The 26837-nt window shown below is 45.9% G+C and carries 28 protein-coding genes; 5 read left to right on the top strand and 23 right to left on the bottom strand.

What is annotated here, in order from left to right:
* Positions 1 to 11: 11 nt before the first annotated feature.
* The 19 genes from ACHBHN_RS01010 to ACHBHN_RS01100 form a co-directional block, all read right to left on the bottom strand.
* The gene (locus ACHBHN_RS01010; RefSeq protein ID WP_105122649.1) at positions 12 to 410 is read right to left on the bottom strand and encodes a Mini-ribonuclease 3; all 399 of its coding nucleotides are present in this window, start codon (positions 408 to 410) and stop codon (positions 12 to 14) included.
* Entirely contained in the window at positions 403 to 1746 is a 1344-nt protein-coding gene (gene cysS, locus ACHBHN_RS01015) for a cysteine--tRNA ligase (RefSeq protein ID WP_105122648.1), read from the bottom strand. The genes ACHBHN_RS01010 and cysS overlap by 8 nt, the downstream gene beginning before the upstream one ends.
* Positions 1747 to 1756: 10 nt before the next feature.
* Complete coding sequence (locus ACHBHN_RS01020) at positions 1757 to 1942, bottom strand: hypothetical protein (protein ID WP_024418656.1); 186 nt, start codon at positions 1940 to 1942, stop codon at positions 1757 to 1759.
* Positions 1936 to 2709 (bottom strand): nucleoside phosphorylase, encoded by a 774-nt coding sequence (locus tag ACHBHN_RS01025; RefSeq protein ID WP_105111385.1) that lies wholly within the window; start codon positions 2707 to 2709, stop codon positions 1936 to 1938. Before ACHBHN_RS01025 ends, ACHBHN_RS01020 begins: the two co-directional genes overlap by 7 nt.
* Position 2710: 1 nt before the next feature.
* Positions 2711 to 3571, bottom strand: a complete 861-nt coding sequence (locus ACHBHN_RS01030; protein WP_105111386.1) for a GNAT family N-acetyltransferase — start codon at positions 3569 to 3571, stop codon at positions 2711 to 2713.
* 55 nt (positions 3572 to 3626) lie between these two features.
* Positions 3627 to 4244: a serine O-acetyltransferase gene (cysE, locus tag ACHBHN_RS01035; RefSeq protein WP_099832434.1), complete on the bottom strand. Its 618-nt coding sequence runs from the start codon at positions 4242 to 4244 to the stop codon at positions 3627 to 3629.
* Positions 4245 to 4297: 53 nt separating this feature from the next.
* Positions 4298 to 6517 carry a polyribonucleotide nucleotidyltransferase gene (gene pnp / locus ACHBHN_RS01040; RefSeq protein WP_394733460.1) on the bottom strand — a complete coding sequence of 740 codons (2220 nt, stop codon included), beginning with the start codon at positions 6515 to 6517 and terminating at the stop codon, positions 4298 to 4300.
* 573 nt (positions 6518 to 7090) lie between these two features.
* Positions 7091 to 7360, bottom strand: coding sequence for a 30S ribosomal protein S15 (gene rpsO, locus ACHBHN_RS01045; RefSeq protein WP_002938849.1), 270 nt, complete (start codon positions 7358 to 7360; stop codon positions 7091 to 7093).
* A gap of 195 nt (positions 7361 to 7555) precedes the next feature.
* Entirely contained in the window at positions 7556 to 8824 is a 1269-nt protein-coding gene (locus ACHBHN_RS01050; protein WP_105160306.1) for a solute carrier family 23 protein, read from the bottom strand.
* Between the two features lie 222 nt (positions 8825 to 9046).
* On the bottom strand, positions 9047 to 9520 hold the full coding sequence (locus tag ACHBHN_RS01055; RefSeq protein WP_105160305.1) for a DUF6773 family protein: 474 nt from the start codon (positions 9518 to 9520) through the stop codon (positions 9047 to 9049).
* Positions 9501 to 9719, bottom strand: coding sequence for a helix-turn-helix transcriptional regulator (locus tag ACHBHN_RS01060; RefSeq protein ID WP_024378860.1), 219 nt, complete (start codon positions 9717 to 9719; stop codon positions 9501 to 9503). The genes ACHBHN_RS01055 and ACHBHN_RS01060 overlap by 20 nt, the downstream gene beginning before the upstream one ends.
* A 141-nt stretch (positions 9720 to 9860) precedes the next feature.
* On the bottom strand, positions 9861 to 10370 hold the full coding sequence (locus tag ACHBHN_RS01065) for a hypothetical protein (protein ID WP_105160304.1): 510 nt from the start codon (positions 10368 to 10370) through the stop codon (positions 9861 to 9863).
* Positions 10371 to 10451: 81 nt separating this feature from the next.
* A complete protein-coding gene (locus ACHBHN_RS01070; protein WP_105160303.1) occupies positions 10452 to 11213 on the bottom strand; it encodes a nuclear transport factor 2 family protein in 762 nt (253 codons plus the stop codon).
* Positions 11214 to 11224: 11 nt separating this feature from the next.
* Positions 11225 to 12739, bottom strand: coding sequence for an ABC transporter permease/substrate-binding protein (locus ACHBHN_RS01075; RefSeq protein WP_394733461.1), 1515 nt, complete (start codon positions 12737 to 12739; stop codon positions 11225 to 11227).
* Positions 12739 to 13470, bottom strand: a complete 732-nt coding sequence (locus ACHBHN_RS01080) for an ABC transporter ATP-binding protein (RefSeq protein ID WP_105111277.1) — start codon at positions 13468 to 13470, stop codon at positions 12739 to 12741. The genes ACHBHN_RS01075 and ACHBHN_RS01080 overlap by 1 nt, the downstream gene beginning before the upstream one ends.
* Entirely contained in the window at positions 13463 to 13912 is a 450-nt protein-coding gene (locus tag ACHBHN_RS01085; protein ID WP_105111301.1) for a MarR family winged helix-turn-helix transcriptional regulator, read from the bottom strand. The genes ACHBHN_RS01080 and ACHBHN_RS01085 overlap by 8 nt, the downstream gene beginning before the upstream one ends.
* An 87-nt stretch (positions 13913 to 13999) precedes the next feature.
* Positions 14000 to 14668, bottom strand: a complete 669-nt coding sequence (locus ACHBHN_RS01090) for an aspartate/glutamate racemase family protein (protein WP_394733462.1) — start codon at positions 14666 to 14668, stop codon at positions 14000 to 14002.
* A 72-nt stretch (positions 14669 to 14740) separates the two neighbouring features.
* Positions 14741 to 15970 (bottom strand): NAD/NADP octopine/nopaline dehydrogenase family protein, encoded by a 1230-nt coding sequence (locus ACHBHN_RS01095; RefSeq protein ID WP_105160299.1) that lies wholly within the window; start codon positions 15968 to 15970, stop codon positions 14741 to 14743.
* A 116-nt stretch (positions 15971 to 16086) separates the two neighbouring features.
* Positions 16087 to 17394 carry a nucleobase:cation symporter-2 family protein gene (locus ACHBHN_RS01100; protein WP_394733463.1) on the bottom strand — a complete coding sequence of 436 codons (1308 nt, stop codon included), beginning with the start codon at positions 17392 to 17394 and terminating at the stop codon, positions 16087 to 16089.
* Between the two features lie 216 nt (positions 17395 to 17610).
* Between ACHBHN_RS01100 and ACHBHN_RS01105 the strand changes: the two genes are divergently transcribed.
* The 4 genes from ACHBHN_RS01105 (at position 17611) to ACHBHN_RS01120 (ending at position 20447) form a co-directional block, all read left to right on the top strand.
* Positions 17611 to 18192 carry a xanthine phosphoribosyltransferase gene (locus tag ACHBHN_RS01105; protein WP_394733464.1) on the top strand — a complete coding sequence of 194 codons (582 nt, stop codon included), beginning with the start codon at positions 17611 to 17613 and terminating at the stop codon, positions 18190 to 18192.
* 184 nt (positions 18193 to 18376) lie between these two features.
* The gene (locus ACHBHN_RS01110; RefSeq protein WP_105160296.1) at positions 18377 to 18850 is read left to right on the top strand and encodes a DUF2975 domain-containing protein; all 474 of its coding nucleotides are present in this window, start codon (positions 18377 to 18379) and stop codon (positions 18848 to 18850) included.
* 9 nt (positions 18851 to 18859) lie between these two features.
* Positions 18860 to 19084: a helix-turn-helix transcriptional regulator gene (locus ACHBHN_RS01115; protein WP_105111283.1), complete on the top strand. Its 225-nt coding sequence runs from the start codon at positions 18860 to 18862 to the stop codon at positions 19082 to 19084.
* Complete coding sequence (locus ACHBHN_RS01120; protein ID WP_172094780.1) at positions 19074 to 20447, top strand: DUF4153 domain-containing protein; 1374 nt, start codon at positions 19074 to 19076, stop codon at positions 20445 to 20447. The genes ACHBHN_RS01115 and ACHBHN_RS01120 overlap by 11 nt, the downstream gene beginning before the upstream one ends.
* A 65-nt stretch (positions 20448 to 20512) precedes the next feature.
* Here the strand turns inward: ACHBHN_RS01120 and ACHBHN_RS01125 are convergent, their stop codons facing one another.
* Positions 20513 to 21241, bottom strand: a complete 729-nt coding sequence (locus ACHBHN_RS01125) for a pseudouridine synthase (RefSeq protein ID WP_105160294.1) — start codon at positions 21239 to 21241, stop codon at positions 20513 to 20515.
* Between the two features lie 14 nt (positions 21242 to 21255).
* Positions 21256 to 22419 carry an MFS transporter gene (locus ACHBHN_RS01130; protein ID WP_394733465.1) on the bottom strand — a complete coding sequence of 388 codons (1164 nt, stop codon included), beginning with the start codon at positions 22417 to 22419 and terminating at the stop codon, positions 21256 to 21258.
* A 129-nt stretch (positions 22420 to 22548) separates the two neighbouring features.
* Here ACHBHN_RS01130 and def point away from each other — a divergent pair, with 129 nt between their 5' ends.
* A complete protein-coding gene (gene def, locus ACHBHN_RS01135; protein ID WP_394731964.1) occupies positions 22549 to 23163 on the top strand; it encodes a peptide deformylase in 615 nt (204 codons plus the stop codon).
* 45 nt (positions 23164 to 23208) lie between these two features.
* Here the strand turns inward: def and ACHBHN_RS01140 are convergent, their stop codons facing one another.
* Positions 23209 to 25551 (bottom strand): hypothetical protein, encoded by a 2343-nt coding sequence (locus tag ACHBHN_RS01140; protein ID WP_394733466.1) that lies wholly within the window; start codon positions 25549 to 25551, stop codon positions 23209 to 23211.
* Positions 25548 to 26432, bottom strand: coding sequence for an ABC transporter ATP-binding protein (locus ACHBHN_RS01145; protein ID WP_394733467.1), 885 nt, complete (start codon positions 26430 to 26432; stop codon positions 25548 to 25550). The genes ACHBHN_RS01140 and ACHBHN_RS01145 overlap by 4 nt, the downstream gene beginning before the upstream one ends.
* Positions 26433 to 26837 lie beyond the last annotated feature (405 nt).

Below are 26837 nucleotides of genomic sequence, written 5' to 3' on the forward strand. Positions count from 1 at the left end.
TGAAATAGTCCCTAGTCACTCTCCACCTGCGCGATACACCAAGCCACCAGCTCCTCCAGGCGCTCCAACTGATCGGTCATGTGCAGGTATCCCAAAACCGCCTCGAAACCTGTGGACATTCGATAAGTGACCACATCTGCGTTCTTGGCCTTGGTGTGACTGTTGGTATTGCGGCCCCGTTTGTAGATTTCTTCCTCTTTTTCGGTCAATAGCTGAGCTTCTAAGAGGGAGGAGATCAGGCTTGCCTGTGCCTTGGCCGAGACATATTTGTTGGCCTCTCCGTGCAGTTTGTTGGGTTTGGTCAGCCCCTTGAAAATCAAGTGCCGTCTGATATACATGGAATAGACAGCATCCCCTTCAAATGCCAGGGCAATGCCGTTGATGAGATTGACATCTACTGCCTTAGTCACGTGTCCACCTCACACCATCCTTGGTATCCAAGAGCTTGATTCCCTGGGATGCCAGTTCATCACGAATACGGTCAGCCGTCGCAAAGTCCCGATTGGCACGCGCTGCTTGACGCTCTTCTATCAAGGCTTCAATCTCGCTGTCCAAGACTTCTTCTTCAAAGACAATACCAAAGACGGCGAGCATCTTGCCAAAGGCTTCTTTTACAGCTTCATCGTAATTGCCTGAGTTGATCCATTTGGCAAAGTCAAAGATAGCCGTAATCCCATTTGCCGCATTGAAATCATCATCCATTGCCGCTTCAAAGGCCGCCAGATGTAATTCAAGAGCTGACTTATCCACAGAGTTTTGCATAGGTTGTGTATAAGTATTTTTCAGATATTTGAGATTGATTTCCGCATCTGAAATCGCCTTTTCTGTATAGTTAAGCGGACGACGGTAGTGCTGGGTAGATAGGAAGAATCGCAAGACCTGACCATCAATTTGTTCCAACATATCATGTGCTGTCAGGAAATTGCCCAAGGACTTGGACATCTTCTCATCATTGATGTTGAGCATGGCATTGTGCATCCAGTAGTTGGAAAAGGTTTGACCTGTCTTGCACTCTGACTGGGCAATCTCATTGGTATGGTGAGGAAATTCCAAGTCCGCACCACCACCGTGAATATCAATGGTAGCTCCCAAAATCTCTGTCGCCATGACCGAGCACTCAATATGCCAACCTGGACGGCCTGCTCCCCAAGGACTTTCCCAAGATACTTCACCTGGCTTGGCAGTTTTCCACAGGGCAAAGTCGAAAGGATGTTCTTTCAGCTGACCTTCTCCCTCAACCCGGCCAGAAGCCCCAGCCTCCAAGTCAGACAGGGTTTTGTTGGCCAAACGAGCATAGTTTTCAGCCTTTTCCACACGGAAATAAACATCTCCAGAAGCTTCATAGGCGTAACCCTTATCAATCAAGACCTGCACAAAAGCAATGATTTCATCCATATAGTCGATTACCCGAGGGTTTTTGGTAGCTCGCTTGACACCTAACTTTGCCACATCTTCCTTGAAGGCTGCGATAAATTTATCAGACAGTTCCTTGGTTGTCATACCAGCTTCATTAGCAGCTTTGATAATCTTGTCATCCACATCCGTAAAGTTTGAAATGTAGGTCACATCATAGCCACGGTATTCAAAATAGCGACGGATGGTGTCAAAAGCCACGACACTACGGGCATTACCGATATGGATATAGTTGTAAACCGTCGGACCGCAAACATACATCTTAACCTTACCCTCTTCCAAGGGCACAAAGTCACGCAGACTGCGGGTCATGGTATCGTAAATTTTAATCATAGTTTCTCCATTACTTCTGAGTATTCTTTAGGACTTGATACTTTTGATACAATTTTACTAGCCAATAAGCTGTCGCGGCCAACCAAATCATCCCTAGCTGCCAGTTTCCTTGGGAAAATTTAAGGATAAATAGAATTGTTCCACCGATGGCGGTCAACACATAAGGCCAGTTTTGTCTTACTAATTTTTTTAACATGATCTACTTTCTAATGTTCTTGCAATGGCCATGGCCACTTCAAAGAAGGTCATACTGTCAACCGTCCGTTCTTCCCGACGGGCATCCCATTCATTCTTGTGGTGGTCCACATAGTCCGCCGTGTAGAAAAACTGATAGACCTTGGCCTGACGATAATTGGCCCAAGCCATGATAGCAGAAGCCTCCATATCGACGACCATAGCACCAGCCGCTAGGCGGCGTTTGACCTTGGCAGCCGTTTCCCGATAGAAAGCGTCCGTGGTCCAGGTCTTGGCCCACACGTATTCGATTCCTGCTTGGTCCAAGGCCTTTTCCATGGTCAATAGCAGAGCAGGGTCATAGCTGATTTCCTCGCTAGCAGGAGCGTAATGGTAGCTAGTTCCCTCATCCCGAAGAGCGGATCTAGGAAGAATAATCTTATCCGCAGCAAGCGACTTATCCAGCACCCCACAAGAACCCAGAACGATAAAATTCTCAAAGCCACAGGCTTTCAGTTCCTCCAAGTGACCAACCGCCATGGGAGCACCGATTACTGCCAACATGACCGCAACCTGCAGTCCATCTCTTTCCAAAATATACCAAGGATGACGACCATTTAGGGTCTGTAAATGACCACCTTCTCTGCTCTCAGGTAGCTGACGGACACGATCTACAATTTCCCCATTGAAGGAGAAAATCATGGTCTCACATACCTCACCGCCACCACGGATAGCCTTATCCGTCGGTTCAATAACAGCAGAGGTATTTTCAAATTCTTCTAATAGCATCTCAACCTTCTTTCGGGTCTAAGTAGACCACTTGTGTCTGCTTTGTAAAACCGATATTTTCATACAGCCGCTTAGCGATGAGGTTATCATCTTCGACGGCGATTTGAAAAGGTTTGTCGTTTTTCCTGATAAGGTCATTGATGACAGCTTTGACTAAGTAAGTGCCGTAACCTTTTTGTTGCTGGTCTGGTGCAATAGCTAAACCGTAAAGGTAGTTATCATCGGTCGATATATCTACTGTGCAAGAACCGATAACCGCTCCGCTATGTTCCAAAAGATAAAGTAAACTATCCTCATCCGCAATGGCTTCACGCACGTAGCGGAGCGCCACCTCATAGTCGTTACCGAATGCCGCAGTCTTACAGCGTGCAATGTCGTCTGCATGGTGAGCCTGTGCCAAACTCACTGTGAGTTCAGCCTGTTGCGAGAACTGATAAGGCTCTCGCTCACGTCCCAGCCATGTCTCAGTATCCGTATCTTCTACCAAGTTCCATGCTGGCGCAAGGTCTGGGTGCTTATCCAGAAAGACACGTTCGGTCTGAAAGGTCACACTAGCGATAGGATAGTTAGCCGTCTTCATCTGGTAGCAATCATAGAGCTTACGTGCCAGACCCTGTCTGCGGTAGTCTGGGTGCACGATAATCGCAAGCTCCACATCCTCATCATCGGCATACACAGTCAAGAGCCCCACCAACTGTTGGTCTTGGTAGGCCAAGAAAAAAGCTGGCATTTCAGGGGCAAAGTTGAGCATATTTGACAGGTAAGGGTCACGATAGGTTCCGTCATGGGATTGTACAGTGCTTATCAGAGTTTTTGCTGCAGATAACTGCTGGGAATTTAGGACATTAGTGGCTATTATCATGCTTATTTTTCCTCTCTATGGCTAACTCACATAGAACTTACCGTATGTGGCTTTCCTACAAATGCGACGAATGGTGGCTAGCTTCTCGTAATTCTGCAAGCTTAATCGTGTAGTGTTCACGACCACCTTCCATGTCATGAATGACCTTCTCATCTTTTTGACCATGAACACGGACGATTTTAGCCGGCATACCGACCACTGTCACATCTGCTGGAACATCGGCTAGGACAACGGCAGCTGCACCCACTTTAGCATTTTCCCCAATCTCAATAGGGCCAATGACTTGGGCGTGGGCAGAAACCAGAGCCCCTTTTCGCACAGTCGGATGGCGTTTGCCACAATCCTTACCCGTACCACCAAGCGTCACCCCGTGGTAAAGCATGACACCTGATTCAATAATGGCGGTCTCTCCGATAACCAAACCAGCTCCGTGGTCAATGAAGACCCCTGAAGCAATCTCAGCACCTGGATGAATTTCAATATTGGTCCAAAAACGCCAAAATTGGCTGTGCATCCTAGCTAGTAATTTAAAGCCTTTTTTCCACATCCAGTGGGACAGACGGTGGGCAGCCAAGGCCTTGACACCTGGGTAGGTCAAAAGAACTTCCAAGGTCGTCCGTGCTGCCGGATCTTTTTCTTTTACAATCTCAATGGTGTCCTTCCACCAACCCATAGTCACTCCTTCTAGCGAGAAGACAAGCCCGCTACCGAACTTGTCTACTCAGCTTATTTCTTTTCAACCTTGTGGAATTTGAATTCGCCAAAGTTGTTGTCTTTTTTCTCTTTGTGGTCTCTTGGACGGCGAGGTTTGTCAGAACGCTCGCGTTTTTCTGGCTCCACATAACCTTCTGGTTTTGGAAGAAGAGCCTTCATAGAAGCGTCAATACGTCCTTTATCATCAATCTTGATAACTTTGACATCAACAATATCACCAATTTCAACCAAATCTTCTGGTTTATTGACACGGGTCCAAGCCATTTCAGAAACGTGGACCAGAGCATCAGTCTTGTCGAAGAGGTTGACAAAGGCACCGAATTTCTCCAAACGAACGACTTTTGCTTGGAAGACTTCGTCCACTTTTGCTTCACGAACAAGACCTGCAATGATTTCCTTGGTCCGTTCAATCGCAGCGCGATCTGGTGAGAAGATAGCCACAAGACCGTCTTCGTCAATATCGATTTTCACGCCAGTTTCTGCAATAATCTTATCGATGGTTTCGCCACCCTTACCGATGACAATCTTAATCTTGTCCACATCAATCTTGATAGTGTCAATCTTCGGTGCAGTTGGTGCCAAGTCAGGACGAACTTCTGGGATCGTCGCTTCGATGACATCGAGGATTTCAAAACGTGCCTTCTTAGCTTGTGCCAAGGCTTCTTCCAAAATTTGTGGTGTGATACCGTCAATTTTAATATCCATTTGAAGGGCTGTGATACCATCACGGGTACCAGCTACCTTGAAGTCCATGTCGCCGAAGTGGTCCTCAAGACCTTGAATATCGGTCAAGACAGTGTAGTTGGTACCGTCTGAAATCAGACCCATGGCAATCCCTGCAACTGGTGCCTTGATTGGCACACCACCGGCCATGAGGGCAAGGGTACCAGCTGTGATAGAAGCCTGTGAAGAAGAGCCGTTTGACTCCAAGACTTCTGCCACCAAGCGGATTGCGTAAGGGAAGTCTTCCAAGCTAGGCAATACCTGCTCAAGAGCACGCTCACCAAGGGCGCCGTGACCAATTTCACGACGACCTGGTGCACCGTAACGACCAGTTGAGCCAACTGAATATTGTGGGAAATTGTAGTGGTGCAAGAAGCGTTTCTTGTACTCATCATCCAAACCGTCGATGATTTGTGTTTCACCCATTGGAGCCAAGGTCAAGACAGAAAGAGCTTGCGTTTGACCACGGGTAAAGAGGCCTGAGCCGTGAACGTTTGGCAAGAAGTCCACTTCTGCATCTAGAGGACGAATTTCATCGACACGGCGACCGTCTGGGCGGACCTTGTCCTCTGTAATCAAACGACGAACCTCTGCGTGCTCCATGAGCTCCAAGATTTCATGAACGTCACGCATGATGCGGTCAAATTCTTCGTGTTCAGCGTATTTTTCTTCGTAAGCTGCGATGACGGTTTCACGCACCGCATTGGTCGCATCTTCACGGGCCAATTTTTCTTCAACCTGCACCGCTTTTTTCAAATCATCATTGTATGCTGCAACAATCTCAGCCTGCAATTCTGGATCCACTTGAAGAAGTTCCACATCTGCTTTTTCCTTGCCGACTGCTGCCACGATTTGGTTTTGGAAGTCAAGGAGTTCTTGAATGGCCGCATGACCTTTCAAAAGAGCTTCCAACATGATGTCTTCTGACAATTCTTTGGCACCAGATTCTACCATGTTGATGGCGTCTTTGTTACCAGCCACTGTCAAGTCGAGCAGTGACTCTTCCATCTGAGCCTTGTCAGGGTTGATGATGAGTTCACCATTGACATAGCCGACCTGCACACCTGCGATTGGACCGTTGAAAGGAATGTCTGAGATTGCCAATGCCAATGAAGAACCAAACATGGCTGCCATTGGAGCAGAAGCATCTGGATCGTAAGAAAGCACTGTGTTGATGACTTGGACTTCGTTACGGAATCCTTCCGCAAACATAGGGCGGATCGGACGGTCAATCAAACGAGCTGTCAAGGTCGCATCAGTTGACGGACGGCCTTCACGCTTCATCCAGCCACCTGGGAATTTCCCAGCAGCGTACATTTTCTCTTCATAGTTGACTTGGAGGGGGAAGAAGTCTCCCGTCGCCATTTTTTTGGACATAACCGCCGCAGTCAAGACTGTGGAGTCCCCATAGCGAACGACAACCGCACCGTTAGCTTGTTTGGCAACTTGACCTGTTTCAACGAACAATTTTTTGCCAGCAAAAACCGTTTCAAATACTTGTTTTGACATGAATTGTCTCCTATTTTTTCTGAAATTTTTCTTGCGTGTTTTCTACAAAAGACAATCAAACAAGCTTGTTTCACTCTCTTTTGCACAAAACCACGCATACCTCATATTTTATCATATTTGAAGGAAAATGTGGGAAATTGAGAAAGTAATTTCTGCTAAAATAAGTTGAAAAACGAATGAGTAACTCAAAAACGAGAAATTAAAGTAGAAATCAATACCTTACACAACCTAAAAACTCGTAAAAAAGAGAAAACGGGAAAACAAAAAAGAACCTGAAAAACAGGCTCTTGCTGAATTGTTGACACGAACTTTGTTCGCTTCATCTCCAACCTCCAACAGTCTATCCCAAGACTGTATTGACACGAACTACGTTCGCTCCATCTCCAACCTCCAACAGTCTATCCCAAGACTGTGTTGACACGAACTACGTTCGCTTCATTTCCAACCTCCAACAGTCTATCCCAAGACTGTTGGAGCGAGCTAAAATCCTAGCGAAGAAGAAAAACTGCCAATGTCCGAAGACATGGCAGTTTCCTATTTTTCAGTCGTTTTTGACGGCTTTTGTATCCTATCTTAACGACGGAGTCCGAGTGAGTGAATCAATTCACGGTAACGGTTTACGTCTGTGCGGCGTAGGTATGCCAACAAGTTACGACGGCGACCGATTTTTTTCATCAAACCACGGTAAGTTGCGTGGTCTTTTTTGTGTTGTTTGATGTGGTCGTTAAGGTGGTTGATTTCCCAAGTAAGTACTGCTACTTGTACTTCAACTGAACCTGTGTCGCCTTCATGACGAGCATATTGTGCCATGATTTCATTTTTTTTCTCTTTTGAGATTGCCATGATATGTTCTCCTTTGTTTTTGAGCCTAAACCGAGTGACAGGTTGGCGACCTGTAACCAAGAAAAAGCTAGATTTGTCCTTTTGGACCTCATTTATTCTATCAAGGATTGTCCTTTTTGTCAACTGATTTGAAAACTAGCTGAGTAGCTCTGCTATTTTCAAAAAAAGCCAGCTTTCGCTGACTGTTACTTTAACTTATTCTGCTTTTGGCAAGATGAGGTTGAGGACGATACCTACAATGGCTGAGAGGGCTGTTCCTGAAAGGGTAATGGCACCGATGTTAAGAACTGCTCCACCAAGACCCAATACCAGCATCGAACTTGCGATAATCAGGTTGCGGACTTGACCGAAATCAACACGGCTCTCAATCAAAACTTTCAAACCGTTTGAGGCGATAACCCCGTAAAGTAAGATAGACATACCACCAAGAACGGCACTTGGAATGGTTGAGATAAGGGCTGTAAATTTACCCAAGAATGAGAAGGCAATGGCAATCAGGGCTGCGTTACGGATAACAGATACTGATGCGATGCGGGTCATACCGATAACCCCTGTGTTTTCACCGTAGGTCGTGTTAGCAGGTCCGCCGATAAAGGCAGATACGGCAGTCGCCACACCGTCACCAATCAAGGTACGGCTGAGACCTGGATCTTTCAAGAACTGGCGACCACAGATTTGGCTGAGAACCGTGTGGTCTCCGATATGCTCTGCGATGGTCACCACTGCGATTGGCAAGATGGCAATCATTTCTGGACCGAAGTAGAAATTGTAGGATTTGAAAGTACCTGTTTCAAATGGTAGATAGAAACCTGGTAATTCAAACCAAGCTGCTTCCAAAACGGGTGTAAAGTCAACTAGTCCGAGGAAGATGGCAATCACGTAACCACCGACAATGGCAATCAAGAAGGGAACAATCTTGGCGAAGCCTTTCCCTTTGGTATTGACAAAAGCCGCAATCAAGAAGGTAGCAATAGCCGCTACGACATTTCTCCAGTCACCGTCTGCGACAAAACCTGCTGAAGTCACGGCAGAGTTGGCGAGACCCAGACCGATAACGATAATCATAGGTCCGATAACAACTGGTGGCAAGAGACTGTCAATCCACTTGGTGCCGATAACTTTAACAAGTGCAGCAATCAAGACATAAATCAAGCCGACAAAGAGAATACCTGTCTGCGCAGCTGACACATCGCCACCCATTTCCTTGATAGCAAGAGCCATAGCTGAGATGTAGGCAAAGGATGAACCCAAGTAAACCGGCACCTTAAACTGTGTCGCTACTTGGTAAATCAAAGTCCCGACACCTGATGCGAAGAGGGCAACGGACACGGGCATACCGAGAATCAGCGGCACCAAAATCGTCGCACCAAACATAGCGAACACGTGCTGGAAACTCAACAAAATCCCTTGAAGCGGTGCTGGTTTCTCATGGACATCAAACAAAAGATTGGCTTTTGTACTCATAAATCTCCCATTCTGGGCACACAAAAAGACCCAGACTTTCTAAATATACATAGTCATAGGCCCTTAATGAATTATCCTGTTGTCTTTCTCACCTCACGGGATGAGTTTAAAAACCTACGCTTTTGGTATTGTAACATAAGCACTTACTTTTGGCAAGGAATTTTCGAGACTTTTTAGCGTTGCTCGGGAAAATAGCAGAGCAGGAAAGGCGAACTCAATTGTCTATTCAAACTCTTCTTCCAACTCTTTTTCCACCTGCTTCTGACGGTAGGTATTTACCCAAGATACTATGTTCAGCAATAGCAGAACAAGACAGGTCATAGAAATAAAGAATATTAAAACGACTGCCCAAAAATGTCCATCCCAAATACCAGTATAATGCTGGCCGTAAGTCTGGTAGTTATTCCAAGCCATTAAGATAGTTGTACCAACGATTACCCCTCCTAAATAGAGGTAGCCTTGCCAAACAGGCCCCCGTTCCATGTCTATCCCCTTCTTCCAGTAGCCATAAAAGAGATATGCTGAGATCAGCAGCATGGCAACCAGTTCAAAAACATAGGTCTCAAAAGACCACTTTAAAACCACACTCTTGAGAAGAAATGAGAGAGGCAAAAGAATATTCATGGTTCTGCCCACCCAGGCAAAGACTTGGTTTTCTTCTTGTCGAACACGTTCATCAGTCACAATTTTTTTCATTAGTTGGTTCCTCCCAAAATAATTGATCTAAACTTTTCCCTAAACAGTGGCAAATCGATAGACAAAGACTAAGACTGGGATTGTATTTCCCCGCCTCAATCAGACCGATGGTCTGGCGGGTCACTCCGATAGCCTCCGCTAAGTCCCCTTGGGTCATATCTTTTTCTACACGAGCCAGCTTAAGTCGTATGTTCTTCATATCATAGCCGTCCTCCTTTCGTATTTTTATAGTTATATTATACACTATATTTTCTATTTTGCAATATATATATTACATTTTGTTTGGTTTTTTTAACAAAAAAGAAGGCGGCCTTGCCTTCTTAAAATATTTAATCTTGACTTATCCCACACTCTGAATCCGTTTCTTAATCTTCTGACTAAACTCAATCATCCTCCGCTTTTCTTCTGGCCAGATTTTAGTCACACGGTCCACGGCAATAATAAACACAATGACCACCGCATAGTCTTTGGCACTATCAATCACACCTAGGTTTTCCAAAATAGTCAAGAGCAGGTAAAAGCTAAACAAGATGGTCCGTTTGGGCAGAGCCATCAGGAATTCAACTCCAGCCTTGTAGCCCAGATAAATCTGCCGATTGAGCCCTCTGGCTTTTTCCAAACGACGATTTAGAAAGGAACGGATACGACTATAAAACCAATCGGACGTAAAAAAGAGGGACTGAATGGCGATGGCAATAAGCGACAGATTGTTAGCATGTTTCTCCGTCATACCAGACACTCTGGCAAAAATGTAAGTCCAATCCCCATTATCAATCCACATCCAAATTGAAAGATATACAACAGCACCTGCCACCACAATCAAGGGAAGAGCACGAAGGTATTTAAGCATGAACAACTACTCCACTATCTTTTTTTCTATTATCAACCGAAAAACCAAACAAGTCAAGAGAAAAGAAGGAGACATCCCCTCTTAAAACTTCCCTAGATTGGTCAAGTCTTTTTTCTCTGGCATGACTTCCTTGTTGTCCCAGTGCTCCACAATCTTGCCGTCTTTGAGGCGGTAGATGTCAAAGTGGGCATAGTCCTGACCTGCAATCCAGACTTTCGAGTACACCACCACATAGTCACCCTGTCCCATCACCTTGAAGACAAAGTCGTAGTTGACTTGATTGTCGACAAGATAGTCCTTATAGGCCGCACCGCCTTGGGCAATCTCTTGGTTGTGCTGAATCAGGTCCGCTGCCACATAGTCGTCAAACTTCTCGATTTCTCCATTTTGAAGGACATCGACCAAGAAACGACGGACGATTTTCTTGTTGTCCTCGGTCTTGTCTAGGTCTGTCAACTCAAAGTCGGCATAAATCGGGTCTGTTTGGCCAATGGTTTTTGGATAGGCATCAATGACATCCCAATGCTCGACGATACGGCCGTTTTCATCTGAACGGAAAATGTCCGCCGTCACCCACTCAGCCTCACCGTCATTGAGTTTCTGGTGGACATGGACGAAGACAAAATTTCCGTCTTCAATGGCACGCACAATGCTGATTTCCCGCTTGGGATTGCGTTTGAAAAAATCCGCAAAGAAAGCCGCAAAGCCCTCTTTCTCATCAGGAACACCCGTACTGTGCTGAGTGTAAGTGGCTCCCATATAGTTTTCATGAACTTCCTTGATTTCCCCGTCGCGAATGCCACGAAGGTAAAGATTTTTAGCATTTTCTAGTTGATGTGACATAGTATTTTCTCCTATTTTAGTAGATTTTCTTTCTCGAGGTACTCCCTAGCCACTTGCTCTGCCGACTCGCCTTCCACATCGACCGCATAGTTCATCTGAGTCATTTCCTCGGTCGAGATTTTGCCCGCCAAAGCCCCCAAAACTTGCTCCAACTCAGGATAGTTCTCTAAGGTTTCTTTGGTCAATAGCGGAGCGGCCTGATAGGGTGGGAAGAGCTCTTTGTCGTCTTCCAGGATTTTCAGTTTGTAAGTGACCACCTTGCTATCTGTCGAGAAGGCTTCGACAATTTGCACATCTCCATTTTTAATAGCTTCGTAGCGAAGGGCAGGCTCCATGGTTTTGACATTAAGATTGAGCCCGTAAAGATTGGTCAGACCGACATTCCCATCCTCTCGGTCATTAAACTCCAAAGAGAAGCCTGCGACAGCTGTCTGCTGCACTTTTGCCAAATCCGAAATCTTTTCTAGACCATGATCTTGAGCATAGTCTTCCGTCACCGCCAAGGCAAAGGTATTTTGAAAATCTGTCGGAGCCAAATAAACCAAGTCGTCCTGCTTCAAAATCGCTTCTTTTGCGTAGGTATAAACCTCCTCAGGATTGTTGGACAAATCAGACGGCGGACTAGTCAAAAGGGTGGTCGTAATGGTACCAGTATATTCAGGGTAAATATCAATCGAGCCTGATTTGAGGGCTTCATAGAGGAAGCTAGTCTTGCCAAAGTTTGGCTCCAGCTCCACCTCAATATCCGTCTGATCTTCAATCAAGAGTTTATACATATTGATGAGGATTTCAGGCTCTGCCCCCAATTTCCCAGCGATGACTAGCTTTTTCGATGACGATTGGTTGAGCGGAACATAGCTAGCTCCGACTGCCAAAAGTGTCACCAAGAGAGCCGCCAGAATGGTACGAGGCTTCTTGTCCTGCAAGAACTTGATGACCGAGCCAAAGAGGACTGCCAAGACTGCCGACGACACCGCCCCAATCAAAATCAGGGCCGAATCATTTCGGTCAATTCCCAAGAGGATAAAAGAGCCCAGACCACCCGCACCGACCAAGGCAGCAAGGGTTGCCGTCCCGATAATCATAATGGCTGCCGTCCGAATGCCAGACATGAGAATAGGCATGGCTAGAGCCAACTGAAACTTACGCAGTTTTTCTAGCTTGGTCATTCCAAAGGCTGTCGCAGCCTCTTCTAGCGAGGGATCGATTTCTGAAAGTCCAGTCAAAGCCCCCTGCAAAATGGGGAAAATGGCATAAATGACCAGAGCCACCACCGCAGGCAGCGTTCCGATACCCATAAAGGGAATGAAAAGTCCCAGCAGTGCCAAGGAGGGAATAGTCTGAAATACTCCTGTCACCTGCAAGCTCCACTCGGTCAGCTTTTTCTTGTTAGACAAGACCAAGCCCAGTGGCACCGCAATGGCAATAGCAATAATCAAGGCCAGAAGGGAAATCCGCAGGTGCTCAAAGAGGGCTGTCAGCCAGTCTGCCTTGCGTTCCAGAAAGGTTGTTACCAACTGATCCATTAGGCACCTCCCCGATTTTTCATAAATTCAACAACAAAGTCATTAGCAGGCTGGTTACGAAGTTCATCAGGCGTACCCAATTGAACCACTTCTCCTGCCCTCATCAAGCAGATACGGTCTGCCAGCTTAACCGCTTCGTTCATATCATGCGTGACGAAAACCGTTGTCATCTTGAACTCTTCATGCAAGTCCTTGATCAAGTCCTGCAACTGCCCTTTACTAATAGGGTCTAGGGCTGAGAAAGGCTCATCCATCAGCAAGACCTTGGGATTGGCAATGATGGCCCGCAGAATCCCAATCCGCTGTTTTTCTCCCCCAGACAAGTCCTTGGGCAGACGGTCCAAATAGCTGTCCGGCTCCAGACCTACCTTGGTCAAAAGCTCTCTGGATTTTTTTAGAATATCTTGCTTGCTCATCCCCTTCATCTCAGGAATAAGAGCAATATTTTCAGCCACTGTCATATTTGGAAATAAAGCAATCTGTTGCAGGACGTAGCCAGTTTCCAAGCGTAGCTCACGCAGGTCAAAGTCTTTCAGCCGCTTGCCCTGAATCCGAATATCTCCATCTGTCTGCTCAATCAGGCGGTTGATCAGTTTCAGCGTCGTTGTTTTTCCGCTCCCGCTTGGTCCAATCAGGACAAAGAATTCTCCCTCTTGAATGTCAAAGGTCAAATTCTTCAAGATTGGTCCGTTGACCTGATAGGTCAAGGACACATTTTGGTACTCAATCATTGGTTTCTCCTCCTAAGATTTCCGTCAAGACCTGTCCATAGCGACCAAAGAGGTCCAGTAACTGCTCCTGTTCTTCCAAGCTGAACTGGGACAGGGCTGTTTTTTCCGCTTCTTCCAAGGGGTCCAAAATCCGACAGGCATAGACACGGCCAGCCTCGGTCAATTTGACCTTCTTATGCCGTTTGTCTGCTGGATTTTCCTCAAAAAAAACATAGCCCTTATCCAGAAATTTCTTAATGGTGGCATTGACCACCTGCTTACTAGAGTAAGTCTTCTTACTGACCAAATTCTGTGTCACACCTCCGGGATGATAATAGAGCCACATAAGGATCGATAGGCACTTGCCGTTTAGCCCCTGTCGCCGTGCATAACCCTCGTAGAGCCCGACCTGCTGGTCAAAGATACGGGCCAAGTCTTTACTCCGCTGTCTCAATTCTGTCATCGTCGCTCTGCTCCTGTAATTAGTCATTTTTTTTACTATTTTACCAGAAAAAGTAAGATAGTCAATATTATTGACCATCTTTTCTCCTCACATATACCCGTAAAATTCCCTGCGGACCACTGCCGAATGCACCCAGTTAATCAAGGTGGTGAAATCGAAGACTGGCAGGCCAGTTGCTCGGTGGAGAGCCGCCGCATAGGGAGGCAGGTCACTACATTCCAGCAAAATCGCCCCAATTTCTGGATGATTGGCACGTAATTCCTGCACAACTGCGATTAGATCCGCCTTCAAGCGACCGTTGTCCAGATAAGGCTTGTTGTAGCGGATAGGAGCAAAGCTCTCCAAGCTACCAATTTCCTTGACAATACAGTCTGAAATAGAGGCATTGGCCCCCTCTCCGTCTGCTACCAGAACCGCAATCTTCTGGTCTGGCTTGAGCCCCATTTTAATCAAGGGAATCTGAAGAACGCTGGACAGATAGACAGGAACCGCTACCGCATCCCGCACCTGCTCCTGAAAATGATTGAAATAGCCACAGGCACCGACAATAGCCCGCACACCCTTTTTCTCCAGCTTCTTAGCAGCCTCAATGACCATGTCCAACAATTTCTCCTCACCATTGAAGAGGTCTTCTATTTCCAAAACAATGTCCTCATAGACGACCGGGAAGGAGAAGGTGGTCGCATTGGCAACATTGCCCGGTAATTTGACATAGTTAAAGTCAATGGTAATAATTCCAATGGAAAATCCTGCCACAGAAGCATCCTGCACCTGATAAAACTGGTCCAGCTACCCTGCATTCTCAATACTCGCTCTGAAATGTGTCATTTATACCTCCCGCTCTCGAAAGAGTCCTGTTTCCAAGTAAGCCAAGGTCTCTTCCTTACTCAAATGGGCCAAATCCAAGTCTTCCAAGGTCAAGCCTTCTTCAAAAAATTTTCGACCTGTCATGACGGAGCCCAAGACAATCATACTATCAATAACTGGAGTGGCCACCCCGTATTTCTTACCTAATTCATGATAGATATGGCAACCAACAGGCACATCCTCTGTCACATAGCGGTCCTGAATGGTGAAGGGGCCAGTCCCATAAGCCATCGGAAACTGCTGGTCGAAGGGAACAATGCAGTCATCACCCATATACTCTGGACCCAAAATACTGGTCCGCGACAAAAAATTCTCCTTGGGATAACGAAGCAAATCAACACCAATCGCCTCCGCCAGCTGCACCTGTTCTAGATAGAAGGCATATTGCACTTCTGCCACGGATTCACTGTAAGCGTGCGAATAGATCGAGTACTGGAGCGGATCATTTCCACCGAAAATCCGACCAAAATTCTCCATCACGCTAGCTCCCAAAATCGTACCAGGACAATGCAGGACTGGATTGACATTGCTAAAACCAACATCCAAAACAGTCTGTCCGCCCGTCACACCATCCCCTTCCGTAATGGCATCAAAAGCTCCAATCGCCTGCGAACTTTCTAGGAAGAGTTCTTGGTCGGTCATGGGCAGAGCTGCACCCCGAAGCGTAATGGCCCGATATTTTAACTCGATTTTAGGCGTCATGACCCCGCCCTCCCTGACAATTCGGGCTCCATAAGGGGCACTGGTCCAGCCACCGACAATCACCTGCTTCTGACAACCCAACTCTCTCATCTTCTTACGAAGTTTCAAACTGCCAAAATTATCTGGAATGATATGAACAATCATCCCATCTTCTAAGACAGGCACCAAGGCTTCAAAAAATTGGTCATGGGCAATGGACGGCACCGCCACAATGACAATTTTAGCTCCCGCAACAGCCTCTTCAATGCGGTCTGTCACCAGGTCAAAAAAGGCACGTCCGCTACGCTCAAAACCGTAAAGACTATTTTGTCCTCCTGTCAAGGTAATCCCTGTCTTGTCCAGATTTTTTAAGGTTTGTCCCGCAAATTCTGGCAATTCAAATAAATGCACCCGATTCCCAGCCAATTTAGAATCCGCTCCTACAGCCTTTCCAACCGCACCTGCTCCCAAAATCGCAATCGGTGCTTGTTTCCATTCTTCTACTGACATAAATTCCTCCAATAGTCGTTTCTTCCTAGTATACCAAAACCAAATTCTCTCGGCCAATAGCAAAAAATTATAACTATCTATAAGAATAGACTATCACGAGGATAGCCTATTTCATCTTATTTTTCTTTCAAAACAACATTAAGTAAGAGAGCTGCCAAGGTTCCTGTTGAAATACCAGATGAGAAGACCATTTGAAGAGCTGATGGCAGATGACTCAATAATTCTGGACGAACGGTCACTCCAATCCCAAGCGCAAAGGCAATGGAAATAATCAAGAGCTCACGGTCCCCAATTTTAATCGTTGCAAGAGTCTTAATTCCTTGGGCAGCTACCAAACCAAACATGATAATGCCAACACCACCAAGAACAGGTTGGGGCATGATGGAAATCAAGGCAGATAATTTTGGAAAGACACCAAGTAAAGTAAGAATAATACCCGCAAGAATCATAACATGACGACTAGCAACTTTTGTCAAAGTAATAAGGCCAACGTTTTGTGAGAAGGCTGTATTTGGACCAGCCCCAAAAACACCAGCAATCAAGGAACCAACTCCGTCTGCCAGAACACCATTTGCTGCCCGCTCAGAAGAAATCTTTTGATTTGAGGCTTCTCCAATGGCCATCATAATTCCGACTGTACCAATCAAGGATACGACATAGGCTGGAATGAAGGCTAGAATGGAAGATAGGTCAAATTTTACACCGTAATGGAAAATTTTAGGAAGAGCAAACCAGGCTGCTTCTCCAACAGCCGATAAATCAACTTTTCCAAGAAAAATACACAAGATGTAACCAAAAACCATCCCAAAGAAAACAGAGGCTGTTTTCAGCATTCCTTTACCATAATGATTTAAAGCCAAGGTAAAGACCAAGACGGTAAAGGCAATACTGACATTTTCAACAGAAGCATAGTCTGCCGCACCGACACCACCCGCTGCCCAATCCATGCTGACCGGCAAGAGGGTAATCCCGATAAGAGCGACAACTGTTCCTGTAATCAGTGGCGGGAAGAAACGCATCAAGGGTTTCACAAAACGACTGAGAGCAATCTCTACAAATGAACCAGCAATGGTTGCACCCACGATACCAGCAATTCCCAACTGACTACCAACGCTGATCGCTGGATTGGCAAAGGTAAAGTCCGTCCCCATCATACCAGAGACACGTGAACCTACTGGGCCAATACCTTTCGATTGCAAAATGGTGGCAATACCAGCAACAAAGATTGAAGCCGATACCATAATAGACGTATCTTCTACCGATAATCCCAAGGCACTTGCAACGACAAGAGGCACTGCGATGATTCCTGCAAAAGCTGCTAAAATATGCTGAAAAGCAAGCAAAACAGCCATCCCTTTTGGTGGTTGTTGATCAATTCCGTATAGCATTTCGGAAGACTGCTCCGTTCTTGTTTTCTGAGACATGATTTCTCCTTCATCATTCCTAAATAATGGTTTTAGTTTATCAGAAAAAGAAATCCATTTCAATACGTTTTTATAATTTTTAATAATAATATTCGTTTTTTATCCATTTAAAAAGAATACATACAAATATTTGAGTTAAATGTTCGTTTTTTTGTTTGTAATTAGGTGAAAAAATGTTATAATACACCAAAGTATAGCGAAAAGGATAGAATAGCCATGAAAACATTAGAAGAACGTATTTTAAAAGATGGTCAGATATTAGGAGAAAACATCTTAAAAGTTGACTCATTCTTGACCCATCAGGTTGATTTTGGCTTGATGAAGGAAATGGGGCAGGTCTTGGCAGATGCCTATCGCTCCAAGGACATTACAAAGGTCGTCACCATTGAAGCTTCAGGTATTGCTCCAGCTGTTTATGTAGCCGAAAGTTTAGATGTGCCAATGATTTTTGCTAAAAAACATAAAAATATTACGATGACAGAAGGCATTTTGACGGCAGAGGTCTATTCCTTCACCAAACAAGTCACTTCGACCGTCTCCATCGCCAGCAAATTCCTCAGTCCAGAGGACAAGGTGCTGATTGTCGATGATTTCTTGGCCAATGGACAGGCAGCCAAGGGCTTGATTGACATTATCCAGCAAGCGGGCGCTACCGTGGTCGGTGTCGGCATTGTCATCGAAAAATCCTTCCAAGACGGGCGTCAACTGCTCATTGATGCCGGCGTTCCTGTCACATCTCTGGCTAGAATTGACCGTTTTGAAAATGGACAGGTCGTCTTTGCACCAGCAGATATTTAAACTAGAAATCGGTTGTTCTGACCGATTTTTTTCTTTTGTTTTGGCAAATGGCAGAGCTTCCTATACGACTTGCTCTGTTTATTTTTTATCCTTTTTTAATAAAAATATATCATTTTTCATTATTTTTTTATTGAAATTCGATAAATTCTGTGGTATGCTAGAGAAAAATCACAAAGGAGTTTTTATGTCACAACCACATCCGACCTATGAAGACTGGAGTATCAGTCTGACCAAAACTTGTTTAATCCTTCTCTTCTTGGCCTCCATCCTGCTCATGTGCACGGGTACATGGGTAGTTGATTTGGTTATCATCTACCCTTCTCCTTTGCTCCAAGGAGACACGCGCTACTTGACCCTGCTGATTTTCGGTTATCTTTTGGGCTTTTTGGCGCTGATTTTCCTCTTCCATCTCTACCAATTGGTGGCGCGCATCGGGAAAAATCAAGTATTCGTCGCAGAAAATGTCCGCAGTTTACAAGTCTTGGGCTGGGAAATGGCGCTTGCTACCCTGATTTCATTCGGTCTGGGGGTCACTTGCTACGTGCCCATGCTCTTAATTACAGTTGCTGGTCTCGCCTTGACCTTGGTCATGCGCGTTGTTCGCAATGCCTTTGGTAAAGCCGTCGAACTGCAAGATGAAGTTGACTATACGATTTAAGGAGGGCTTATGATACAAATCAATTTAGATATTATTATGGCTCAAAAGCGGATTAGCGCCGGTCGTCTGGCAGAATTGATTGAGCTGACGCCTGCCAACCTGTCGATTTTGAAAAATAACAAGGCCAAGGCCATCCGTTTTTCGACCTTAAATGCCCTCTGCCGTGAATTGGGCTGCCAACCGGGGGATATTTTAGAATATGTCCCCGATGAGGAGGATGAACATGAAGGTTAAAAGCATTTCTGACCAGACCATTTCCCCAATCAATCCCGCTCTTTCCCCGACAAAGAACCGGATTGCCCAGCTGACTCCGGCTGAAAGACAGGTCTTTAACACTGGACGCTGGCTCAGCTACCTACTGGCCTATCTCTATATCTATATTTTCTTCGATTACCAGCCTCGACTTCTCCTTCTCTTTAGCTTGGGAATGATAGCGCTGGTGGAGCTCGGACAATTTTTATCCACGGAAAAAAGATTAAACAAGCCTAACTTAGAAAGTATCATCTTTGCCAGCTCCTGCCTGCTGCAAGCCTTAGCCCTATCGATTTGGGACTTTCGCGAATCGATTGAGATGTTACAACTGCTAGCTCTCCACACCAGTTTCGTCTGTTATGTTCTCGCACGAAATGGTTGGCTGGCACAAGGACGAATTGGTGTTCTCTTCTGGTATGATGTGCTACAAGGTTTTATCCTCTTGCCCTTCAAACACTTCTTACTTCGCCTGCATTTTGCGACTTTTAAAGAAGATAAACCAGAACAGACCGGACAATCACTTGCCCGCTTCCGCTTTATCCTTCTCTTAACTGTCAGCTCCATTCTCACCTTTTTCCTTGTTTACTTTGTTTGGCAGCAGCTGTCGCAGGTATCACAAACCTTCTCTCTAGCAACTGGCGACCTCGGGAAATGGATTGACAATTTCATTCAAGGTTTGCTTTCTGGCTGGGATTTCAATCTCCTTTTCGGACGCTTTATCTTCTCTCTACCTGTCGGTGCTTGGTTATTCGGCTTGGTAGCTGGCAGCTTGCTCTATTATCCGAAAAAATCACTGACCTATTCGCAATTTCAGGACCAACTGAAACCGCTACGTATCTTTCCTACCCTGTCTGTCTATCTCCTACTGGGCAGTTTATTGACCATCTACCTGCTCTTTTTCGTCACCAGTTTGACCGAAATTGGGGATTTGCTGGCACTCAATGGCATTTCTCCTCAGACTGCCTCGACAGTTGCTGTTACAGGTTTTTGGCAATTGGTCCGGGTCTGCTTGGTCAACTTTGCAGTCTTAGCAGGGGCCTATATCTTTGCGGACAAACCACTCTGGGAGCGAAAAAGCACCCGCTTGCTCCTGACCTTGGTCTTTATCAGCGCCAGTCTCTTTGCCCTATTAGCCGCTTGGAAATTGTTTGGCATCTATATCTACCTCTACGGACCAACACCCCTGCGACTCCTATCAGGTTGGTTCATTACCGTTCTGATTGTTTGGTGCGCTTTGGCTCTCATCCGTTTCCACAAACCTATCCAAGCCATCCGCTACGCCATCTTCTATGCCCTCATCAGTTTTACCCTCTTGACCTATCTCCATCCCATTATTTTGGGATAAAGAAAAATCTGCCAGTGAGCAGATTTTTTTCATTTACTTCAAAGTAGGCATAGAAGCCACAGAGTTTACAGCTCCACTCCGAATCCTTCCAAACTGGTCAACTCCTCCACTGTCAACCTTCTGTAATCTCCCAGAGCCAATTGCGAATCCAAGCGCAAGGGTCCCATGGACAAGCGTTGTAAATCCGTAACCGTCTTACCACGCGCCTGCACCATACGTTTGACCTGGTGAAATTTGCCCTCTCGAATCGTGATGCGGACGGTAGATTGATTTTTTTCCTCATCTAGGGCAAGAATCTCCAGCTTGGCTGGTTGACAGGCAAAATCTTTCAGCTCAATCCCATTTTCAAAAGCAAGCCTATCTGCCTCATCCATGATTCCGTCAATCTGAGCTTGATAGATCTTATCCACGTGTTTCTTGGGCGACAGCATGACATGAGCCAAAGGACCATTATTGGTCAAGAGCAGGAGTCCGTGGGTGTCAATGTCTAGTCGCCCAACTGGAAAAACTTCCTTGTGACGATCCGTGTCATCCAGCAAATCCAAAACCGTCCGATGCCTGTCGTCCTCTGTCGCCGAAATGACGCCCTTGGGCTTGTTGAGTAGATAGTAGACATATTTTTCATGCGTCAATCCTTGACCTGCAACTGCTATCTGGTCAGCCTGCTCATCGATCTGAGCCTTGGGCGACGTCTCCACTTGTCCGTTGACCGTGACTTGCTTGCTTTTCAAGATTTTTTTGACCTCGGTCCGACTGCCGACACCGCAGTCCACCAAAAATTTATCTAATCGCATGACATTTCCTATTTCTATTTACGAATTTGTTTATAAATCAAGCCTGCACTTATCCAAGCACAGCCGATGGCGTAAATACCAAAGGCACCTGTTGGGGTTGGGTTGAGTTTTTCCAGATAAGTCGGCAAGATAGCAGATGTCGCACCGCCGATATTGCAGCCCATAAGGACGATTGTCATGACCGCATTGAGCAAGGCCTTGGGTGCACGGTCTGTTACCTGACTAAAGACAATGGTTAGAATGATGCTGTAGAAAAATCCTGACACCATACCACCAAGTCCCAGCACCCAGAGATTATCCGCAAAGGCAATGCCGACAACCGCGAGTCCAAAGACCACGTAGGAAACAGCTAAAAGCCAACCCTTCAAACGACCAACCAAGCTACTAAAGACCGTCCCTGCCACAATCCCCATGACCTGCATAAGACTGAGAATCAGACTGGCTTGCTGAGCAGTACCGATGCCCTTGGCTAAAACAATCTGAGGAATACGAATGGTCAGAAAGGTATTGACATTGATAACAAAGAAGGCTAAGAATGCCAGATAAATTCCCATCATCCACATGGTCTTGTCCAGTTTGACCTTGGGCGCGTTCTCCTCAACCTTTACCTCCATGCGAGCCAGCAATTCCTCCTTGGGAACAAAGAGGAGGAAGAGAGCCAATATAACCAAGGCAAAAAGGTAGACCAAGAAAGCAGGTTGCCAACCAAACTGGGTCAACCAACCGACAAGGAGGGTCAGCCCTGCGCTTCCCAAAACCTCTGCTGAACCACGCAAGCCCATCATTTTGACCCGTTCCTGACCGGTGAAAAAATTACCGATGATATTAATCGCACGCGCATTGATCAAGCCAATCCCCAAACCAAGCAAGATGCGAGCCAGCAAAATCAGAGGATAGGCAGTTAGAAACACCGGTAAAGCACCTCCAATTGCCATTAACAAGAGCCCTGCAATGATAATGTTGCGTTCCGATAAGAAACGGACAACCAAGCCATTCATCAAGAGGGCTACCATAATAGCAAATGACGTCACCGTAATTAAGTTTTCTACCTGACCAGCCGTTATTCCTTCCTGAGCAAAATGCTCAATCATCTGTGGAATAGCTGGCGAGACAGCAAATGTCGAAACCAGCATGGTGGACAGGGCCAGCAAACTGGCTTTTTCTAAAATTCTTTTCATTTTTCTCCCTTTCAACGTTCGTCTTTTACTAGTATAGCAAATTCGAGACAGAATAGATAGGTGACTGAGACTTTTATTCTCCTAGATTTCATGCTATACTTAATTTATCGATATCCAAAGGAGAGAATCATGTCTGTTATTGAACGATTGACAAAAGCTGCCCATTTGATTGACATGGATGACATCATCCGTGAAGGGCACCCAACCCTACGCCAGGTCGCTGAAGAAGTTGCATTTCCTCTATCTGATCAGGAAATTATTTTAGGCGAAAAAATGTTGCAATTTCTCAAACATTCGCAGGATCCAGTCATGGCGGAGAAAATGAAACTCCGTGGCGGAGTTGGTCTAGCAGCGCCTCAGATTGATGTTTCCAAACGCATCATTGCTGTCTTGGTCCCAAACCCAGAAGACGAAGAAGGCAATCCACCTGCCCAAGCCTACTCTCTACAAGAGGTCATGTACAACCCTAAAATCGTGGCTCATTCTGTCCAAGAAGCCGCCCTTGAAGGAGGAGAAGGTTGCCTATCTGTTGACCGCGAAGTCCAAGGCTACGTAGTCCGCCACGCGCGCGTGACTGTTGATTACATGGACAAAAACGGAGAAAAGCACCGCATCAAGCTCAAGGGCTATAATGCCATTGTGGTCCAACACGAAATCGACCACCTCAACGGTGTCATGTTCTACGACCGCATCGACCCAGAACACCCACTGGCTGTTAAAGAAGGCATGTTGGTAATTGAATAAACATAAGAAACTGACTGAAAAATTTTCAGCCAGTTTTTTCTTTTTTTATGAAAATAGCAGAGCTAACTGCCTAAAGATTTCCTGCCCATCCAAAATCAGGTCTTGAAAGAGGAGATAGTCCAGCAGAGCCAGCAAACCAGTTAGTAGGATGAAGACAACCAAGCGGTTTGAAAACCGAACTTGCAAAAGATGATTGAGACTGACTAGAACAATTTCCAATACTAGCAAGCCAAGCACCATCCATAAGAGATAAGGAGCATTGGGCAGGAACCAAGCCCAGAGTTCTTGTCCCCTCAGGAGTTCAAGAAAAATACCCCTCTCCGAATGTGAAAGCAAGATAAGGCCATCTTCCAGATAACCGATTCCTCCGACCAGACTATTGACTAGGAAAAGGCTAACGAGAAAGAACACTGTGAATCCTAGTGCCTGCCCCAGTCCCAGCAACCACTTGGTGAATAGAACCTGACGCAAATCCACAGGCTGGGTCTGATAAAGACGCCAGTTTTTTCCAGCAACTTCCACCGCCTTGCCCCGACTGCCAATCCAAACCGCCAGCAATAGCAGCACCAAATAAGCCGGACCATCAAAAAAAGAGCGCAGGCTGCCGATACCTGACAGATCTCTGGAGCGGTCCCAAGAGGGATCATCTACTGGAACCAAGGCATCATTGGTATCAAAACGATTTTCCAAGCTGGGCAAAATGACATCCTTGCCCCGCTTAGTTGCTGGCACCCCAGCCTCCATCAGCTGCTTCCAGTAATACTGACTGACCTGATTGCGGGTCTGGTAACGGCGAAGATTATCTACCGTCTGGGTGGCCCCAATATCACCATTGGCAAATGCCTTCTCCTCCCTAGCCCATAGATAGACCTGCTCTGTCTCCAGCATAGCAAGGTGACTGGCTGGCAAAGCATTAGGATTGTCCTGATAAACCTGCCACTGCTTGACATATAGGTCTTTATAGACACGATATTCTTGCAAGAGACCAAGCCTCAGCTCCAACTCCTCCTGATAGCTCACGTCCTCTTTGACCAACTGCCTCAGACGGTTGATTTCCGACTGCAAAACCTCCACATATGCCCCATTCTGCTCATAGGACTGGGCAACCAACTCCATCGAAACCCTCTCCTCCTGGGCAACCTCTTGCTTTTGTATGCCTGTTACTAGGGAAAATAGCAGAGCTAGGAACAAGTTTACTAAGACGAGCCCTTTCCAAGAATTGAGCCGGCTAAGGATGAGAACATCAAAAGACCAAGCCTTGTCTAAAGGACCTGTGTCTAACTCCTTCTGATGACCAACTAGCAAGACCAGCCTTTTCTTTTCTGTCAGTAGATAATAAGCAAAGAAAAGCCCAATGGTCAGCAGGAGGAAAACATCCACCGCTACAAAGACCTGTGAAAATGCAGCTGTGTCTAAAAAACTCGGAAAAGCTAGCAAGGGAAATACTTGACCTGACCAACCGGCTACTGCACCCGCCTGATAGGAAAGCCCCAGAGCCAATAGTAACCCCGTCACTACAAAAATCAGCCGACTGGCTAACAAGTGGTCCAAAAATCCAAAAAGTAGGCGAACAGCTAGAAGCAAGACCAGCCAAAAACCAAGCAAGATAGGCCCGTAAAGCCAAGAGCCTATCAACTGACTCTGACCCAACATCTCAAGAGGAGCTTGAAAACTAGATACAGACAACTGACCAGTCAGCCCATCATAGACCAGGATAAAGAGCAAGCCCAGCCCAACTGCAAAGAGTAGCGATAGCATGGAGGCAGCCAAACGCCTCATCCCCTGCAAACTCAGACTATCCCATTGCCGCAATTGCCAAACTTGATGCGCAAGTGTCTTTTCTGACAGTTGATTGGCAAGTAGAAAACCAAGCACCAAAAATACAGGAAGAAAACCAAACAAACTTTCTAAGTAGGCTTGAACAATACGCCCTGTTGACCAAGCCTTGTTTTCAGGACCATCAGGCAATTGGTAAGCAAGCAACCAGTCATTCCATCTGGCTAAACGCGCGACTTCCGTTTGTGTCAAGGAATTCCGAGTTTGAAAAAGCTGTCGATTGCGACTGATAAAATAGTCCAAATCCTGATACATGAGTTTGCGGTAGTTGGGGATAGCTTCAAACTTCCCCTCATCTAAGGCCTGACCGACACTTTCTATATCGGATTTCAAGCCCACCATCCGCTGTGCTTCTTCTGACCCCTCCTCAATTTTTAGCTCTACCAAGACACTGGCCAATTCACTCAATTCTTTTTTATAGGTTTCCACATAGGTCGCTTGGTGGACTTGGCGCTGAGAAATAGGAAGGTAAGCCAGACCTAGAAAACCCAGCAAGAGCAGGCAGTAAAGAGGCGACCAGAGGATTTTCTTGATTTCAAAGTTCAGCCTCATGTTCCCTCACCACCTTCCTCCACGTAGAGATCACGATAGAGGGATTCCATATAGTCGCTGGCTTTTGTAAGACCCGCCACCTGCTGGATTGGAATACGATCCAAACAGTCTAGCAAATCTCGCTCAGGCAAGAAGATTTCCACCAGGCCCTGCTCTGCCTTTTTCCACAAGAGTTGAGGATAAGCCCGTAAAAATTCCTGAACCTGCTTGGAGTTTTCCACAGCAAGATGGTAATCATAATCAGCCGTTAACTCCACTTCTGTGGCAATCAACTTGCTGTCCTTGAGGAAATAAACCTGATCAGTCAGCTTCTCAATCTCCGACAAGTGGTGGGAAGAAAGCAAAATGGCAACCCCTTCTGCTTGTAGGTTTAGAAGAAACTCCCGCTGTTGGATGATATTGGTCGGATCCAAGCCGATATGTGGTTCATCCAGCAACAAGAGCTTGGGCTTGGGAAGGACAGCCATGGCAAAGAGCAACTTCTGCTTCATACCCATGGAATAGCCAGCCAACCGCTTTTTGACATAGTAGCCCATCCCCAATTCTTCCACTAATGCATCCACTTCCTTTTTCCCCAGCTTGTGGGTGGCAGCCACATAGGTCAGATGGTCATAACCCGTCAACTGTGGATAAAGGGCTTGGGCATCCAACATGACAGACATATCTTGAAAAATCGCTCGGTCACTATTAGGACGACCATTGATGGTTACCGACCCACGGTCAGCGGTTTCTGTATTGCTGATGATATTCAGGAGGGTGGATTTCCCCACACCATTGGGACCGACTAGGGCAACCAAGTCCCCCGCTTGCAGCTCAAAGGACACATAGGACAAGACCTGGTGGGCACCATAGCGTTTACAGATATCACGAACTTTTAACATAGAAACTCCTTTCTTAGGGAAATGGCAGAGCGGTACAGCAGACTTTCATCAGCTTAGTTAGCTCGGCTACTTCTTGACAGCCTTATACAGCAAATATAGCCCAACAAGAAAGCTCAGACTAGCTGCAGGTTTTAAAAATAGCACATGAATAAATGAATGTAGCCAGAACCAAATCTCTCTATCTACAATCTGAATCGAGTCCATATGAAATAATAGGACACTAGACGAAAGAACAATAACACCACTTAAAAATAAGGTATTTTTATCCAGCTGTTTCATCAGATTTCTCTTTTTATCAGCCTATTTTCTATATACAAAACATAATATTTCCACATTATTATGATATACTATTTTTACAAATATAATTTATTTTGTTACATATTTTCACAGTTTTTTGAAAGGAGT

Origin of the sequence: Streptococcus sp. A22 (assembly GCF_043674215.1) — a bacterium.
In the GTDB taxonomy this organism is placed as follows: domain Bacteria; phylum Bacillota; class Bacilli; order Lactobacillales; family Streptococcaceae; genus Streptococcus; species Streptococcus suis_V.